Origin of the sequence: Ruegeria alba, from assembly GCF_022321465.1 — a bacterium.
GTDB classification, from domain to species: Bacteria; Pseudomonadota; Alphaproteobacteria; order Rhodobacterales; family Rhodobacteraceae; genus Ruegeria_B; species Ruegeria_B alba.
The window spans coordinates 1-16,577 of sequence record NZ_JAKOEM010000036.1; the positions used below are offsets into that span (position 1 = coordinate 1).

The 16,577-nt window shown below is 59.0% G+C and carries 13 protein-coding genes; 8 read left to right on the top strand and 5 right to left on the bottom strand.

Annotated features, from left to right (window positions below; translation table 11 throughout):
* Positions 1–130 precede the first annotated feature (130 nt).
* Together MB818_RS21170 and MB818_RS21175 are read left to right on the top strand one after the other, a co-directional pair.
* Positions 131–805 (top strand): YcbK family protein, encoded by a 675-nt coding sequence (locus tag MB818_RS21170; RefSeq protein WP_238906361.1) that lies wholly within the window; start codon positions 131–133, stop codon positions 803–805.
* Complete coding sequence (locus tag MB818_RS21175) at positions 802–1,059, top strand: hypothetical protein (protein WP_238906362.1); 258 nt, start codon at positions 802–804, stop codon at positions 1,057–1,059. The genes MB818_RS21170 and MB818_RS21175 overlap by 4 nt, the downstream gene beginning before the upstream one ends.
* Before the next feature lie 320 nt (positions 1,060–1,379).
* Here MB818_RS21175 and MB818_RS21180 read toward each other — a convergent pair whose 3' ends face one another.
* Positions 1,380–2,372: an AraC family transcriptional regulator gene (locus tag MB818_RS21180; protein ID WP_238906363.1), complete on the bottom strand. Its 993-nt coding sequence runs from the start codon at positions 2,370–2,372 to the stop codon at positions 1,380–1,382.
* A gap of 240 nt (positions 2,373–2,612) precedes the next feature.
* Here MB818_RS21180 and MB818_RS21185 point away from each other — a divergent pair, with 240 nt between their 5' ends.
* Both MB818_RS21185 and MB818_RS21190 read left to right on the top strand, forming a co-directional pair.
* A complete protein-coding gene (locus MB818_RS21185) occupies positions 2,613–3,392 on the top strand; it encodes a DUF2092 domain-containing protein (protein WP_238906374.1) in 780 nt (259 codons plus the stop codon).
* A 400-nt stretch (positions 3,393–3,792) separates the two neighbouring features.
* Positions 3,793–6,303 (top strand): arylsulfatase, encoded by a 2,511-nt coding sequence (locus tag MB818_RS21190; protein ID WP_238906364.1) that lies wholly within the window; start codon positions 3,793–3,795, stop codon positions 6,301–6,303.
* Positions 6,304–6,786: 483 nt separating this feature from the next.
* Here MB818_RS21190 and MB818_RS21195 read toward each other — a convergent pair whose 3' ends face one another.
* From MB818_RS21195 to MB818_RS21205, 3 genes are all read right to left on the bottom strand, one after another.
* The gene (locus MB818_RS21195) at positions 6,787–8,127 is read right to left on the bottom strand and encodes a DUF7986 domain-containing protein (protein WP_238906365.1); all 1,341 of its coding nucleotides are present in this window, start codon (positions 8,125–8,127) and stop codon (positions 6,787–6,789) included.
* 283 nt (positions 8,128–8,410) lie between these two features.
* Positions 8,411–11,641 carry a DEAD/DEAH box helicase gene (locus MB818_RS21200; protein WP_238906366.1) on the bottom strand — a complete coding sequence of 1,077 codons (3,231 nt, stop codon included), beginning with the start codon at positions 11,639–11,641 and terminating at the stop codon, positions 8,411–8,413.
* Entirely contained in the window at positions 11,634–12,497 is an 864-nt protein-coding gene (locus tag MB818_RS21205; RefSeq protein WP_238906368.1) for a hypothetical protein, read from the bottom strand. Before MB818_RS21205 ends, MB818_RS21200 begins: the two co-directional genes overlap by 8 nt.
* 726 nt (positions 12,498–13,223) lie before the next feature.
* Here MB818_RS21205 and MB818_RS21210 point away from each other — a divergent pair.
* Positions 13,224–13,823: a hypothetical protein gene (locus MB818_RS21210; RefSeq protein WP_238906369.1), complete on the top strand. Its 600-nt coding sequence runs from the start codon at positions 13,224–13,226 to the stop codon at positions 13,821–13,823.
* A 20-nt stretch (positions 13,824–13,843) separates the two neighbouring features.
* On the opposite strand, the gene MB818_RS21215 is transcribed toward MB818_RS21210, so the two are convergent.
* Positions 13,844–15,109 (bottom strand): tyrosine-type recombinase/integrase, encoded by a 1,266-nt coding sequence (locus MB818_RS21215; protein ID WP_238906370.1) that lies wholly within the window; start codon positions 15,107–15,109, stop codon positions 13,844–13,846.
* Positions 15,110–15,683: 574 nt separating this feature from the next.
* Between MB818_RS21215 and MB818_RS21220 the strand changes: the two genes are divergently transcribed.
* Genes MB818_RS21220 through MB818_RS21230 form a run of 3 tightly spaced genes read left to right on the top strand, consistent with a single transcriptional unit; the run spans position 15,684 to position 16,572 of the window.
* Positions 15,684–15,941: a helix-turn-helix transcriptional regulator gene (locus MB818_RS21220; RefSeq protein WP_238906371.1), complete on the top strand. Its 258-nt coding sequence runs from the start codon at positions 15,684–15,686 to the stop codon at positions 15,939–15,941.
* On the top strand, positions 15,941–16,180 hold the full coding sequence (locus MB818_RS21225) for a hypothetical protein (RefSeq protein WP_238906372.1): 240 nt from the start codon (positions 15,941–15,943) through the stop codon (positions 16,178–16,180). Before MB818_RS21220 ends, MB818_RS21225 begins: the two co-directional genes overlap by 1 nt.
* On the top strand, positions 16,177–16,572 hold the full coding sequence (locus tag MB818_RS21230; protein ID WP_238906373.1) for a VRR-NUC domain-containing protein: 396 nt from the start codon (positions 16,177–16,179) through the stop codon (positions 16,570–16,572). The genes MB818_RS21225 and MB818_RS21230 overlap by 4 nt, the downstream gene beginning before the upstream one ends.
* The last annotated feature ends 5 nt before the right edge of the window (positions 16,573–16,577 follow it).

Here is a 16,577-nt window from a genome sequence, read left to right on the forward strand (position 1 = left end):
GCTCTTTGGCGGTGGGCCGTAGGGCTGGCGGTGATCCGCAGGTTGCACTTCCGTAATCCCTGACATTCCCAACCAACACCCACGTATCCGCCGCCTTCCGAGGCGGCGGCCCTGTTTCTGGAGACATCCTATGACCACAACCTTTTATGCCCACTGGCGCGACATGCCGGAGGCCGCCTGGCGCTGGCCGACCTTCTCGCCGACGGAAATCGCCTGCCGCGGGACCGGCAAGCTGCTGATCAACGAACCCGCTCTCGACAAGTTGCAGGCGCTGCGGGACCGGCTGGGCAAGCCGCTGATTGTTCGCTCGGCCTATCGCAGTCCAGAGCACAACCGCGCCGTTGGCGGCGCGCCGGCCTCGAAACACATGCAGGGCACCGCCTTCGACATCGCCATGGCGAACCATGATCCGGTGGCATTCGAGGCGGCGGCGCGCGAGGTCGGCTTCCTCGGCTTCGGCTTCTATCCGCGTTCGGACTTCATCCATGTCGACCTGGGCCCCGCACGGCAGTGGGGCGAGCGGTTCCCGGTTCGGGAGACGGCGTTCGCGGCAGAGACCCCGCCGGCACGCGAGGTGCTGGCAGAAAGCCGGACCATGAAGGGGGGTGGCGCGGCGGGTGTGGCGACGCTGGGCGCAGCAGGTGTCGAGGTGGCGCAGCAGGTTTTGGCCGAGACGCAGTCCGCAGTCCTGCCGCTGGTGCCGTATCTCGATGCACTGCGCTGGGTATTCATTGCCGCAGCCCTTGGTGGCATCGCGGTCATCATCTATGCGCGGCTGGATGATTGGCACCGGGGGCGGCGGTGATTGGTGGGGTCGTTGCATGGATTGCGGGGAGCGCGGCGGGGCAAGCGACGCTGCGCTATGCCGTCACCGCGCTGGCGATCCTGATGTTCCTGCTGGCGCTGCGCCGCTCGGGCGAGCGCGCCGGGCGGATGGCGGAAAAGCTCGAGGCGATGGAGAAGGCCCATGAAATCCAGCGAAGGATGCTTCAGGCGGCGGCTCGCCGTCCTCGCGATCACCACGAGCTTGCTGAGCGGCTGCGCGGCGGGCGGTTTTGATGGGGATGGACATGGGGTCTGTCCGACGGTTGTAGACTACAGCCGGGAGGAACAGCGGCGGGCGGCGGAGGAGTTGGAGCGGCTGCCGGAGGGGGCGGTGATCTTGGAGATGATGGCTGATTACGCTGTGATGAGGGAGCAGGCGCGGGGGTGTGGGATTGACATAAGCTATGATGAATTGCCGTTCAGCGATCAAGCCATGTGAGAGTTCACTGGTTATACGGGGTCAATTAATGACCCTTGATCACAATCCTGCGTTTCGGGTTCATTCCAACTCTGTTCGAATGGCTCATTCCAAACCTTCCGTTACAAATTGGCTCTCAAGTCATTGACTTGCGCTTCCAACGACCGATCGCTCGGCTCAGGGTCTCCTGGTTTGCGAACCCCAGTTTCTTGGACACAACCGCATGCGAAGGTGGGTCTTTCGCGGAAAGCAGGCGCTGGGCAAGGCTTACGCGAACACTTTCCAGTATATGGGAAAAACTGGTGTCTTCGTCTTGAAGCCGGCGCTTGAGCGTGCGAGCGCTTACGCCAGCTGCCCGCGCGGCGTAGTCCACCGTCGGCCGTTTTTCCGACAGCATACTTTCAAGCAATACGGACAAGCCATCGCCAAGCGTGGAGCCCGTATTCAAGTCAGGCGCTTCGGCGATCAATGCGCCCGACATCCTCATCCCCACCCATTCCGGCATGGGCTGGTCCGCCACAGCATTGTCGATCGTCATCACCAACGCCCGACTGCGTGCCGGAGCGACCCGGCTCCCAAGCCAGGGTCTAAGGTGCGCCAATCCGGATTGCGGGTGCGGCAGCATCTCCACCGCTGCCGCGTTCCCATGGCGGCCCGACGCTACGCTGCAGATCATGTAGACAAGTGCCGCAACATATTGTTGCACCGCATGCAGATGGTCATCCGGCCCAAGGTTCAGGCTCCAGCCGTCCCGCACCAGAATCGCGTCCTCCAGTTCGTCAACAAAGAAAAGCTCGTGCGTGCAATGCCGCCGCATGTGCCGCGCGACCCTCTGCAACCCCTCGCGAACCGTACTGCCACTAAATGCTACCGCTCCGATCAAACCGATTTCGAATGCGCCCTGATCGCCGACGATCCGGAACGGGGCGTCGGGGCCTTCCGTCCGCGCGATCTCAGCAAGAAAGGAAACGGCCCCGCGCAACGGGATGGGCACGAACGGATCGCCCTCCGGCACCCAGTCCAGCCCGCTCTTCTCGAGCAACGGTATGGCGTTTCGGCCTGTCTCATTCAACCAACGTCGCATCGGATGGATGGCCGCGGCGCGAATGAGGGGGATCGAAATGCTCACACGGCCTCCCATCGAACCTGCCTCACGGCGTGGCCCACAAAGTCAAGTTCAAAGATCTTTCTTGATCCAGATCAATACCGAAGACCCAGCTTAGCCGTCAACTTTTCAGTCAGGTCGACAGGAAGCGGACCGACCGCCGATTTGGCTGGTCTGGGTCGAAACCCGGAAAGTTTTTCAATTTCCCTAAGAGGGCTATGGAAGAATTGCATTTGATTTCATGGAGGTAGTCACGTGAAGGAAATGTCGAATTCATCACTTCTCAAAACTGCAGTACTGGCCGGCAGCCTGTTGTTTGGCACGGCGGGGGCAACGGTTGGCGAAGAAGCCGATGCACGCAAGATCCTGGGGTCGATGACCGAGTATGTGTCGTCCCTCGACGCCCTTTCTTTCGATTTCGAGGAATATCATGAGATCGTGACCACCGATGGCGAAAGACTTGGGCTTGCCGCATCCGGATCGGTTGCATTGGTTCGGCCAGACAAAATCCGCGTGCTGCGCAGAACCGGGTACACGGACACCGATCTGGCCTTCGATGGCCAGACCCTGTCGCTGACCGATTCCGACGCCGGGCTGTTTGCCCGGCACGCGCTGCCCGGCACGCTTGACCATTTGATCGACACGCTGAGGGATGATTTTGCCAAACCCCTGCCCGCGGCGGACCTGCTGACTGGCGGAGGCCATGGGGGATTGACCGCACCAACGGCGGAGATCAAGGACCTGGGCGTTGGGGTCGTATCAGGGATGCTTTGCGATCACCTCGCCTTGCGGGGTGAAGAGGCCGACTGGCAGATCTGGGTCGCCCAGGGCGATACCCCATACCCCTGCATGTTCATCATCACGTCCCGAAACATTCCCCTCGCCCCGCAGTACCGGATCGAGGTGCACAAATGGCAGGCAGGCCCGGTCGAAGCGGATTTTGCACCTGAAAAACCGGCGGCCGCGACCGAAGTCGCCCTGGCGGACTACCTCAAGGGCGCCCGAAACCTGCCGCCGAACTTCATCGTGGAGGTCGAGAAATGATGCGCAGGTCATCCAGGTTTGCCGCAATCGCATTGACATTGACGCTCGCCGGACTTTCCGGCCCATTGGGTCCAGTTCCAGAATTGACGCCTGTTTCCCTGATCGGACAAGCCGAGGCCCGCGTGGGTCGCCCTCTCACACCGGTGAGTGTCGCAGGCGTGGGGCGCAGGACGGTGCGCCGTTGCGCGGCGGGCGTCTACAACTGCTGAGGCATTCGATTGTCGGCCACGGTTTTCCAGCAAGACAGCCAGCCGTGGCCTTGGGACAGATGATTGTCGGATTTCAAACAAGGGATGAATCTTCGGCACGACGTTCCGGTGCCCGGCAATCCCGCCACTGCTGACAAGGGACCGCGACGGCACTCGAAGAAACTTCGTTCAACCACAGGAAAGGATGCACCATGGATATGCTGCGACCAATCAAGGCAACGGTCCTGACCGGCTTGCTTGCGCTGGTCTCTCCCGCGTTTGCGCAGGACACGGGGCAGCCCCGCGCTGCGGCTGGTTCGCCCAATGCAACATCCACCATCGACGGCCGGCAACTGCCTTCGCCACCTCCCGCCTTTGGCGGCGTGATCAAGGAACAGGCCCTTCAGTCCGAACCCTGGTGGCCACCGCGTGTGACGCCACCGGATGGCGCACCGAACGTCCTGCTGATCCTCACAGACGATGCCGGTTTCGGCGTGCCCAGCACTTTTGGCGGGGTGATCCCCACCGAAACGATGGACAGCCTCGCAGCCGAGGGATTGCGTTTCACCAATATCCATTCGACTGCCTTGTGCTCACCCACCAGGGCCGCGCTGATCACCGGGCGCAACCATCACTCGGTGGGTTTCGGGGTGATTTCCGAGCAATCTACCGGCTATCCCGGCTACAACAGCATCATCACCAGGGACAAGGCCACCATCGGGCGCGTCCTGCTCGAAAACGGTTACGCAACCTCGTGGTTCGGAAAGGACCACAACGTTCCGGCCTTCCAGTCCAGCCAGGCCGGGCCGTTCGATCTCTGGCCGACAGGTCTCGGTTTCGAGTATTTCTATGGTTTCGTCGGGGGTGATGCCAACCAGTGGCAACCAAACCTCTACAGGAACACGACGCCGATCTATCCGTTCGATGGCAACCCGGAATGGAACCTGGTGACCGCGATGGCGGATGACGCAATCGCCCATATCACCGACCTGCACCAGATCGCCCCGGACAAGCCGTTTTTCGTCAAATACGCCCCCGGCGCGACCCATGCACCGCATCACCCGACCAAAGAATGGGTCGACAAGATCGCAGCCATGGATCTGTTCGACAACGGATATGAGGCGCTGCGACAGACGATCTTCGAGAACCAGAAAAAGCTTGGGCTGGTGCCTCAGGATGCCAAGCTGGCTCCGTGGCCGGCTGACAAGCTGAAACCCTGGGACCAGTTGACGGAAACCGAGAAAAAGCTGTTCATCCGTCAGGTCGAGGTTTTCGCGGCCTACGCGGCTTACAGCGATCACGAAATCGGTAGGGTGATCCAGGCTATCGACGACCTGGGCAAGCTCGACAACACCCTGATAATCTACATCAATGGCGACAACGGCACCAGCGCCGAAGGCGGCCCGATGGGTACCCCGAACGAGGTGGCATGGTTCAATGGCGTGGCGGAAATGCCCGCCGAGACCCAGATGAAATGGTATGACGTCTGGGGAACCGAGGAAACCTACAACCACATGTCCGCCGGCTGGTCCTGGGCCTTTGACACGCCGTTCGACTACTTCAAGCAGAACGCGAACCGCTTGGGCGGCATCCGCCAGAACATGGTGGTCTCGTGGCCGCAGAAAATCACCGACAAGGGCGGTCGGCGCGATCAGTTCATGCACGTGATCGACGTGATGCCGACCATTCTGGAAGCTGCCGGGCTGGAGGCCCCGCTGGAGGTGGACGGCATCCTGCAATCGCCGATCGAAGGCACTAGCTTTGCCTATACGTTCGACAAGGCAAATGCCGACGCACCCAGCCGCCACCGCACGCAGTATTTCGAGATGATGGGCCAATGGGCGCTCTATCACGACGGCTGGCTGCTGAGCACAAAGGTCAACCGCATGCCGTGGGAAACGCCCGGCAAGCCGAACCCCGATCCGCTCAACAATCAGGTTCTGGAGCTCTATGACCTGACCAAGGATATCAACCAGACGACAGATGTGGCAGCGCAGCACGCCGAAAAGGTCGAGGAGCTGAAAGCGATCTTTATCGAGGAAGCAAAGAAATATCAGATCTTCCCGATGGATGCTTCGGTCACCACTCGGCTTGCCCAACCGCGACCGAACATCACCGCAGGCCGGGACGAGTTCGTCTATACCCGGCCTATGACGGGCCTGCCGCAAGGTGACTCTCCGAGTATCCTGAACAGTTCGTACACCATCACGGCCGAGATCGACGTGCCCGAAGGCGGCGCCGAAGGCATGATCCTGACATCGGGCGGCCGGTTCGGAGGTTATGGGTTCTATCTCAAGGACGGTAAGCCCGTGTTCCTCTGGAACATGGTCAACCTCGAACGCATCGCCTGGGAAGGGCCTGACGTGTTGGCTCCCGGCAAGCACACTGTCGCCTTCGACTTTGAATATGAAGGGCTCGGCGCGGCCACCCTCGCCTTTGGCAGCGCCAGCGGGCTTGGAAAGGGCGGCACGGGTACGCTCATGGTTGACGGCAAACCAGTCGCATCCAAGGAGATGAAGCACACCCTGCCGATGATCCTGCAATGGGACGAGGCATTCGACATCGGCTCCGATACGCTGACCGGGGTGAATGACGCCGACTACAAGCCGCCTTTCCCCCTGACGGCAAAGCTTGAGAAACTGACCATCAAGGTCAATCGCCCCAAACTGTCGGATGCTGACATTGCCAAACTGAAGGACGCGATGCTCAAGGCCAGCGATTGACCTCTTCCCCGACCGTGCCACAGGTGCGGTCGGGTTTTCCATATTCCGTATGGAATTGAAGAGGAACCAGCGATCCACTTGTGGATTTCCGATGGCTCAAATTCTTTTTACCAGAAGCTAAAAAACAGGGCCTTGTCGAATGTTGACTGAGCGTTGACCAGAATTGCGCAACTACGAAAGCGCCCTGTGGGGCGCCGTGTAAGAAATTGATATTGTGTAGTATTTTGGTTGCGGGAGTAGGATTTGAACCTACGACCTTCAGGTTATGAGCCCAAAGCCAGCCGCTTCCAATGCCTCAATGAAAACAATCGGTTACGCGATAAGCTTTTGTTTTGGCGCGACTTTCACCCTCGCATACGTCAGCAACAGTTCGGATTCACATGCAAAGTCAGCGCGAAGCCCGCAGTCGCAGGTTGATGTGGCGTTGATGTAGGCCGTGCACTCTTCCCGCTTGATCACCATCTGGCACCTCCGCGGTTGCTATCATCGCCGATATTTCTGCAGCCCAAGCTCGACCCACATCCAGCCGAAATCGTACCCTGCAATTGGACCCTCGCCGTGTGCGGCGCTCCGGTTTTCTAGCATCTTCAGCCAGTCGATAACCTTTTCCCGGCCCGCTGCCGATTGAACAGCCTTGCGCGGTGACTTGCCGCCCAGAGCCGGGATCGGCGCGTCCAGTGTTTCTCGGTAATGTCTGTCCAGGTGATCCTGCATCAGTTGCCGAGCAATCTCGGGTGGGATTTCGTCAGCAGCCTCTTGTGGCTCGTCGCTATCCTGCTCAGCCATCATCTGGTCGACCGTGCGGATCTCGGTCAATGGACGCTTCAGCAATGCGCCGGCAGCCTTCGTTATCAACGATTCCACCATCGCCGCGCGCTGGGCGGAATTGACCGACACCAGCAAGGTCCGGCCTTTCAGTTCAAGCGAACCCAGGACCGTTGTGCCGTCCATCTCGGTCTCAAGCATGGTACTGGCCGTCGCCTTTCTGCCCTGCGGTTTTCGGGTGGCAAGCCAGTTCCAGAATTTCGGCCCCTCGGGCACGAAACCCTTCACCTTGTCCAACCGTTCCGCGAGCGCCTTCTGCGTCACGCCGCTGGCCAGCGGGAAGCGCAAATCATGGAAAACCACATCGTCGCCATCCGAGTTGGAAAATTGCGGTTGTACCGGGGTTAAAGCGTGAGCAATTTCCGTGAACAACCAGGCAGCGGTGAAAATCGGCGCGCAGCCTTTCAGCTGCTCTTTGCTGAGGCGAAGGGCTTCGCGCTTCTTCAGTTTCAACCCGTCCCGCAATCCGGAAAACAGGAAATCTGTTGCGTCGGCCGAATAGGGAAGCAATGCGCCCGAGATGACATGGTGGTCACGCTCAGGAACCACCCGCACTGCGATCCGGTCCCATTGCTTGAGCGTGTGTGTGGCCGATTTCTCCCGCACCATGACAGGCTCATCATCCGACAGCAGGTCGCGCAACACCATTGAGGAACCCGGCTGGACATCGCTTACCTCGTATAGGCTGATCGGCGTATCCCGCAGCGCCTCGAAATAAGCTCGGTTCAGGGCCGTTTCTTTCCAGCCGCGGCGTTTCAGGTAAAGATCGACGATATTCCCGTCCTCATAGTGCTGCCCAAGAAAGTCTTCGAAGCCACAGCCCCACAGCACACCCGGCCATTGCTCTCCCAGGAGATCGGCCAAGTCATCGAAATCGATTTCGAATTCCTCAAGCGCCGGAACGATGTGTTCAGCGACCACGTCCTGCAGCCGTTCACCCCAGTTCCCTTCTCTCCCAATGAAGGCAAGGAGGTCGGAAATATCAGTGCGCTCGCCCATTTTCCCTCACAGATGCTCTCGCTCGTGCATGTAGCCGTATTAGGCCAGGCGGTACCAGTGCATCGCGAGACTCCGCGGGACACATCATTGGAAATGATCGCCCGTCCCCAAACCAGAAATCGGGATGCAGGAGGTCAAAGGTTGCGTCAAATCGGGCATTCATTGAAAGGATGTACCGTCGCTTGCGGCCCATTGCTGACCTTCGCGCACGCTGGCAAGCCGCGCCGCAGCAACCACCGAAGTGGGCGTTCGCGTCTACTCTCCCGATGCACATCAGCCCTTCTTAGAGACTGAAATTGCTTGGAACAATTGATTGCTGTTGCCACAACAAGTGCGCCTGAACTCGCCCCAATGCATCTTTGTTATCACGAGCAAAGAATAGCTTGTCCGCTGTATCAAACCCAAGTCGAAGCGCCGTGCTCATCACCTCGACAACTTGCTGGTCCAGGTCTTCCTGCTTATCAAAGGGATCGAGTTCCTTCACGACATGTGCAACTAAACCCAGTACAAAGGAATACCCTCTGGGGATCACCGCACTCGCGAGAGCTCGAGCTCTAGGACAAGTCCTTTTGGTAATCGCTGGGGAGCTTGGCTCTCCGCCCAAAACTCTGTCGATCTCGGATAGTGGCGCCCCTGCTATCCAGCTTAGAATGCCAGGAAGGATGTGACGTAAGACAGCTTCGTCCAGAGGATCGGTTTGGGTCTTGCCTGCCGCAGAAAGTATCCCGGCCTTAGTGTCTCCGAGTAGTTCATTGCAAGCCTCTTTGTCCTCAATCAGCCACTCTGTCATCCACGAAATCCAAGCGGGTATGTCTATCGGTAGCTTTCCTTTTGCCGCAACGATGCGATCCCGAAGCCTGAGCACAATTTCTGACGACAGACCACTTTGCGAAGCAAGGATAGCCGTGGTTTCATCAAGCCCCCCTGAATGATATTCTTCTACAGCCTTCGTAAAAGTCTCCAACTTGGCTTCAAACTCATCGGCTTCAGACCTGTTTTGAGCAATATGGGCGGCGAGTGACTTCTTGAGATCAAAAAGCCGATCAGGGATGGTCTCCGGATTACCTGCCGGTAGGTTCGCAAAACGATTAATCGTGTATTTGACCTGCGGGTCAGCGGTTTCGCCAACGTTCACCCGGTCCAACACCGTTTGCAGAGGGTCCGCGATAGTGACGCAATGATCGTCTTCGGGCAGAACTGCTTTAAGTTTTTCGACTGTTCGGTGAGAGAGGTTATTCGTCTGTTTAAAATCAATGATAGGCTCTGGAACAAGTAGCACCAACCCATTGGCCAAGTGTCCCGCGCGCCCGGCGCGCGCAGCCGCGTTTAGAATCTCGTGGGCTTCAAGACTTTCGCGCCCACCTTTTGCGCTGGCGCGTTTGTCTCCGGCAAGTATTGCAAAATGAGCAGGAAGGTTCAGACCTTGCGCCAGCGTAGGCGTGGCAACGATGACCTTGGCACCATTTGATCGCTTGAACATCCTTTCAGCGAGGTCTCGCTCCAGTCTCAGCATTGCGGAGTTATGGGGTACGGCCGCAGCGGGGCCAGGTAGCAGTGAGTGCCTTAGTCCTCCGAGTTCGAGTTCAAGCGCTATCCAATGCAACTCTTCTTTCTCGGTAGGATTAATTCTCTCATCGAGTATGTCCGATATTTCACCAGCCACTTTGACAGCATCATTTTTGGTGTTCACAAAAACAATTGTTTTCAGCCCCTTTGAGGCTGCAACGGATGCAATTTGCGAAGCCACGCTATTTGCGTTGGGTGTAAGCCACACCGAAGGGCCATCTTTAAGATTCCCGGCTAAATTAACTTGGCCGCGCAGCAATGGTGTAGTCGAACAAAATGCCTGCTGCCCCGAGAGCCAGTTATGCTGAAGTCCCCAGATGGCGTAGGGCTGGGCCAAGAGCGCCTCTTTCGCTACTTTTCTGAGGCTGTTGGCAGTTTTTCCAAGTCTTTGATCCTCTTGCTGTTGTTTGGATAAAGAGTTTGCTTTGGCCGTTTCCAGCTCGGCTGAATCATAGATAACAACGCCGCGTGCCTGACGACTTGGTTTCCAGATCAAATCAACGTCGACAGTTTTCCTGCCTGTCAGTTGCTTAAGCCAACCGGCAAGCTCAGTGCCGTTTTTGACCATCGCTGAGAGGAAAAGAATATCGGCTTCAGGTGCAACATGGTTGAATCCCAGAACGCAGAGCATTCCATCCAGAGCGCGCCTGATCTTACCCGACTCCGGGCTCAATAGATGGCACTCATCGAACACAAGGAGGCCAACGTCCTTGAACGCTTCTTGAGCGAAGGACAGCATGGCAAGGCAGCGTTCGGGCGTCATCACCTCGACGTCCTGAAATATCGCATCTTCTTGGAGGAGGAGGTCGAAGTCACTGGACACGACCGAACCGAGCAAGTCCTTTGGAAACATTTCCTGAAGGTCCTCGGTCAGTTGCTCCACGAGTGCATGAGTGGGAGCGAGAAATACGACCTTCTTGCCTCGCGCAAGAACGCCAGCAATCTTCAGCGAGGACACTGTCGTCTTGCCGGCGCCTGTAGGCAGAACAACGACACTTGAAACTCCTGTCTCATGAAAGTCCCGCTGTACGGCCTGCCTATGGTTCGGCCACATATAGGGGAACCTCTTGCTTCGATAGCGAAGCCATCCGTTCCAATCGTTTTCGTCCGCGCCATCGGGTGGAGGGATATTCATTAGACTGGCAGATGAAATACCGTCTGTTGCAGCTAGCAGCAAAGAGGCCAGATGATGAGTGCCTGCATAAACAATGTCTATCGGCCCATATGTAGTCGCAAATGGTCGCTTTCCAGCCGATAGTTCTATCACGCGCTCAAAAGCCAATCGCGGACTCTCGTAGCGATCTGCAATAACGCCTGGCGCGGGTTCTCTCAGAAAATTCGCGGCGAAGAGCTCAATGCCTGTGGCAATGGTCTCCATCAGCGCCGCAAGGGCTCTTTCTTCGAGAGATTCGATAACGCGAGGCCTACGCCATCTTTCCGATCTACCGAGGATGTCATGCAAACGGCCTGTTCCCAGATCAGCGATATGCTCGGTCAGGATCGTGGCCTCATAGAGTTGGCCTTCTACGATGGGGCGAATTGCTGCTGTGGCTTCATTCGCATCTGCGAACTGCTCAGACAACATGAACAAGAGAACTGCCGATAGAGCCGGATCAAGGCGATCCTTGTCAATGTTTGGTAGATTGCCCATGGCATGAGGCTTTTCCTGCTCAATGCGGGCGAGAATTTGTTGTGCGGTTGCAGCGACAAAGGCTGCGGCCCGGGCGGTCTGGGGCTCAGCCTGAAGAACCGCCGTGAGCTCGTAGGTGTCGGCGATCCTTTGAAGTGGCCAGTCGCTGCTATCTTCGCCAGCAGATTCAATACCACTAAGCCTGTAGGACGCGAGGTTCGCGTAGTGAAATGTCAGAAGTGCGGGCAAGTTCTGCGGGTCAAGACCAGGCAGCTCTGGAGCAGAGCGCAGGAGCGCTGCGGTTTGAGCATCAAACATTGGTGCATTCCCCGTCCTCAAGGCTATCTAGATATTGGACAGCCTTATCCGCCAGGCCGGCAATCCACTTACGCATTTCATCCGAAGTGATGAAAGATGCACCGATGCGCTGCTCGGATGCAATATGTTCGATGCGGTCGTAGTCAGCAAACAGCTTCTGGCGCTCTTCCAGTGTGTCGAAGCTTAAGGGCAGAGAGAAAGCCGCCCTGTATTTCCTCTTGGCTATATCGGTGACGGCGGCACTAAGGCGAGCTGCGTTCGAGTGCTTCAGTCCGGCCGTTCTTAGCAAGGTAGCTGCTGCATTTATGATTTCGGCGCTCCGGATGTTCGCGTGACGATCCTTGAAAGCCGGAATAACCTTGTCTAAAAACGTCGAGCGCGGATCATCAGTACATTTGTCTTCGAAAACCGTGGTGCTCGTCACCTCATCCTTGTCCGCATTGAGCTGCAGCATCAATCCATCAAGCCCTTGCGAGGTCGCACTGACATGCGGGTCCTTTAACAGAGCACCTTCGCCGTGCTTAGTCTTGGCAGCTATCCAGGAAATGACCTCGAAGACAAAACCGTCTCGTTGCCACTGCGGATATCCCTTGCGAGGCTTTGAGGCGGGTTCCTCGACCGTCAGTTTTATTTTGGCTTCTTGCCTCAGCGTTTGCATGGAGAAAGCGGGTACGGGTGAAACCAGCTCTTCAAGAATGTGTGCCGCCTGAGAAGCTTGTCCCATAGCAACGATGGCAACCAGGGCAGCGAGTTCGGCGTCGTTTGCGGTGGTCCAGCGTTCTCCGATACAATCTCCATCAATCGGGCACGCTTCGCAGACGAGTGGGCCAGAAAGTCCTACTTCGTCGATTTCCATAGATGTACTTTTGCTTTCATTTCCAAAGATACGTCGCCCAAATATAGGTCGGGTCGTTGCTCTAGCACCGAGTATGCGCTCGCCTTTCAGTTGTTAGTTTCATCACAATACTGGGCAAGAGTTTTCTGGTTTTCATACGCCAAACGGCAAATGATCGGTTCCCGCTTCGGGCCCTGAAGCGCACAAGATGCAGCATGGCTGACGCTTATAATCCGTTTTCACCGTTGGCTCATGGCATTTCCCGTCTGCGGAGAGGGTCCAGATTCCGCCCTTTTGCGTCTGTCACGCAGGGTTTGTCAGTGCCACCCTGACGGAATGTCCGCTTCCTTATCGAGACAAGGGCGCGGGTGCACATGCAGCGAACGGCAGCTGTCCATCCCCTTGCGAACACCTCCTAATTCTTACCGCCAACCTGTCGGCTTCCGCCATCGTGCCCGGTCTGCAACCATTCGCCCTGGATGACCTCGCGTTCGCCGGTTTCCTTATCCACAATTTCGTGTGGCGCGTCCCCTTGCGTCGAATCGAGACTGGCGGCAGGTATTCGTCCTGAGGAGAGCAGACCTCAACCCAAAGCAGAACATATTCATCGGAACACCCATCTGACGATGGAAAGCGCCCCGGCGCTTAAAGCATAATCGCGCCCGATCTTTGACCTGTGCCACGTGGCACGGGATGCCGCAGGTATGAGCTCGGCCCATCCTCGCATATGTATGAGGATGATTTGCCATGGCTTTGCCCCCACGCCTTTTCTTTACCCTTCAGGAAATAACCGCCCGCTGGGGCTGCAATATCGCCGACGTGGCGGGATGGGCCGCGGCCGGAAGGTTCCGCATCATGACCGGCATTGGCCTAGTGCGTTGTGGTGATGAAGTGGCCGCGGGTCAGGTGGTGATTTCCCCGATGGATATTTTGCCCCTTTTTCGCCGCTGCGGCACCGGCCCGACCGAAGGCGTGATGCGCCGGATCATGCCGACCGGGGCCTCGGAATGGCAGATCATCACTGACCCGCCGGATGGTATTATGGTGGCGATCGCCGACATGATGATCCTGGCAGACGAGGTGCACGCCTTCGAGGAAGACAACGACATGGTGCGCCGCATGACCACTGGGTCGGGATCATCTACTCCCTACGATTGGGATGGAATGAACATCGCGCTGATCCAACGCATTCATGATCACGGCCTGCCTGCGACGCAGGCGGAACTCGTTGCAGACATGCAAGACTGGTTCGCCGATCGCTCGAACGGCAAGAAGATGCCAGACGAGCGCAGCATCCGCCGAAAGGTCACACCGGTCTGGCGAGCGCTGCAGAAAGAGCATGTCTGATGACTTGAGATGGTTTGGGATCACGCCGACTTGGCGATATCCCGATCATCAGCGTCATGCACCAATCTGGGTTTCGACCGAAAGGCGCTGGCCACAGCGTCAACGCCAGCCCGCAGGGGCGAGTCCATAAGGTGGGCGTAACGCAATGTCGTCTGCATCTGGCTGTGCCCCAGCAGCTTGCCAATCATCTCGAGAGAAGCACCCCCGCTGACCAGGAGCGAGGCAAAGGTGTGGCGCAGGTCGTGGATCCGCACATCCTGTAACCCACACTGCTTCTGGACCTGCGCCCAGAACCGCCGCACCTCCTGCACCGGCTGGCCAGGCGCATCACCCGGAAACAGCCACGGCGCGCCGCCTGGCACCAGAAGCTGACGCTGGCGCACGATGGCCGCGGTCTCCTCCGAGATCGGTACCCGATGCGCGCGGCGCTGTTTCGTCATGGTGGGCGGTTTTGACCAGCTCATGTGTTCGAGGTTGAACTGCTCGAACCGGGCCTGACGCACCTCGCCCAGCCGGGCTCCGGTCAACATGCAGAGGCGAATGATATCGGCCGCGCGCCGATCGTCAGCAGCTTCGAGCGCGGCAGCAAGACGTGCGATTTCTTCTCGGGACAGAAACCGCTCGCGTGGCGTCTCAGTACGGCGATGAAAGCGCTGGGCGGGGTTGTCCTCGCACCAGCCCCACTGGACGGCCAGCGTGAACATCTTGCGCAGCATCTCTCCGATCCGGTTGGCGCGCACCGGGGTGAGCTTGACCCCCTGCAGCTTTCTGGCCCGGTTGTTCGGCTTGTCCTTGTGCGGCCGCGCCCTGCCCTCGGCGATCTTGGTCAGGAGCTTGTCTACATCGGTGGGCGTGATTTCCTTGACGAGCTTGCGACCCCAGACCGGGGTGACCAGTTTGGACAATGCCGACCGCTGATCGGCCGCACTGCGCTCTGACAGTTTGGGCAGATGTTCTGCACAATAGCGTTCGATCAGATCGATCACGCGGGGCGCCTCCCGCTTTGCCTCGCGCTGGGCGAGAGGATCGCCCCCGGCATCGATCTCGCGCCGCAGTTCCTTTGCCCGTTCCCGTGCCGCCGCCACCGACCAGTCCGGCCAGCGTGCAAAGGTCATCCGCCGCTGGCGCCCGGCATGGCGATAGTCCAGCGTGAAGGCCCTCCCGCCGCCACGGTAGATGCACACCGCAAAGCCGCGCAGGTCGGCGTCGAAGATCTGGTAGTCGCGCCCCTTCACAGGCTCGGCCTCGCGGAGCAGTTTCTCGGTCAGTTTGATGCGTTCCGGCATGAACTCAGTCCTTGTTGCATCCGACATGAGGCGTGGTTTCGCCTGACTATCAAGACAAGCATGGGGACCAGGGTGGCAGGGAGGCAGAGGGTGGCAAAGAGGTCGCTGCACAGGTGCCACCCCTTGTTTTCCGAAGGTTTCGGAATGGGGTGCTGTCATCACGACCTCTCGCGGCATGACGGCCGCTGACATCACGCGCGGAAGACAGGGCCGACACCTCGCCAAACTGAGCTGTGAACGCACCCCAACTTGTAAATCTCCAGAGAATTCAATGGGTGGCAGGGCGTCCGTGCCGGATGCCACCCCCTGTTTGTCGGTCAATGCGAGCGAATCTGCTGTAAATCCGGGTGTTCGCCGGTGTTTGCAGGCTTGGTGTCCTGTCGGCGCTCCGACCGACCTCGACCCGCTGCGTGACGTCCCGCGCTGCCAACCGGCAATCCTCCAACAAAACAAGGGGTGGCATGGGGGCGGCACTCTCACTGCCACCCTCTGCCTCGCCGCCACCCTGTCGGCTCTGCGCTCACTGCTCCCATTGGACGCCCCCGCTATTGGGGCCAGGACCAGGGAGACCCCGATGCCGCATCTCGGATCGATGCCAGAACCGAAGGACAAACCCCGCACCTTGCTGACCGGCTGGATCAGCCGCCTCGATCTTGCGCTGGAACTCGGCCTCTCGGTCGACACGCTGCGCCGGTGGGAGGCAATGCGGACCGGACCGCCCTGTGTGCGCGCCGGGCGCAAGGTCTATTATCGCCGCGCCGCTGTCGAGGACTGGCTCGAAGAGCAGGAACAGGCCGCACCCCGCCGTCGCCGGTCCGGAGGGCGTCGCTGATGTCTCCGGCTGACTTTTCATCCGCCTGGCCGACCGAGCGCCTTGCCGAAGCCCGTGCCGTCCTCGCCGATGTCGCCCACCATTCCGACCCCCTGATCCGGCTCGCCTGCGACGTGCTGATCCGGCATGGCGAGACCGCGGACGAGCGTGAGGCCGCGCAGCGGCTCCTTGTGGTCGTCGATGCCCGGCGGCCGGTTCAGCGCGCCCAGCGCGAAGATGGCGGGAGGGTGCACTCATGAAGCGCCGTGGCACACCCGTGTCTGATCTGCAGCGGGCCGTGGTGCAGGCGCTGCGCTTCGCCCTGCCCCGCACAGCAATCATCCATCACTGCGCCAACGAGGTGACCGAGGCCGGTCCCCGCGGAGCGCGGCGCCAGGCCATGCTGGTCGGCATGGGCGTGCATGCCGGTTTTGCGGACCTGGTGGTGCTCTGCGAGGGGCGTGTGCTGTTCCTGGAACTGAAGTCGGTCAAGGGCAGGCTCAGCCCGGCACAGGTAGCGTTCCGGGATGCAGTACGGGCGCAGGGTTTTGGCTGGGCGATGGTCCGCAGTCTTGATGATGCGCTGGGCACACTGGCTGATCATGGGTTCACCACCCGCATTGCCCCTGCTCTGCGGAGGCCCGCGCCATGAGCCAC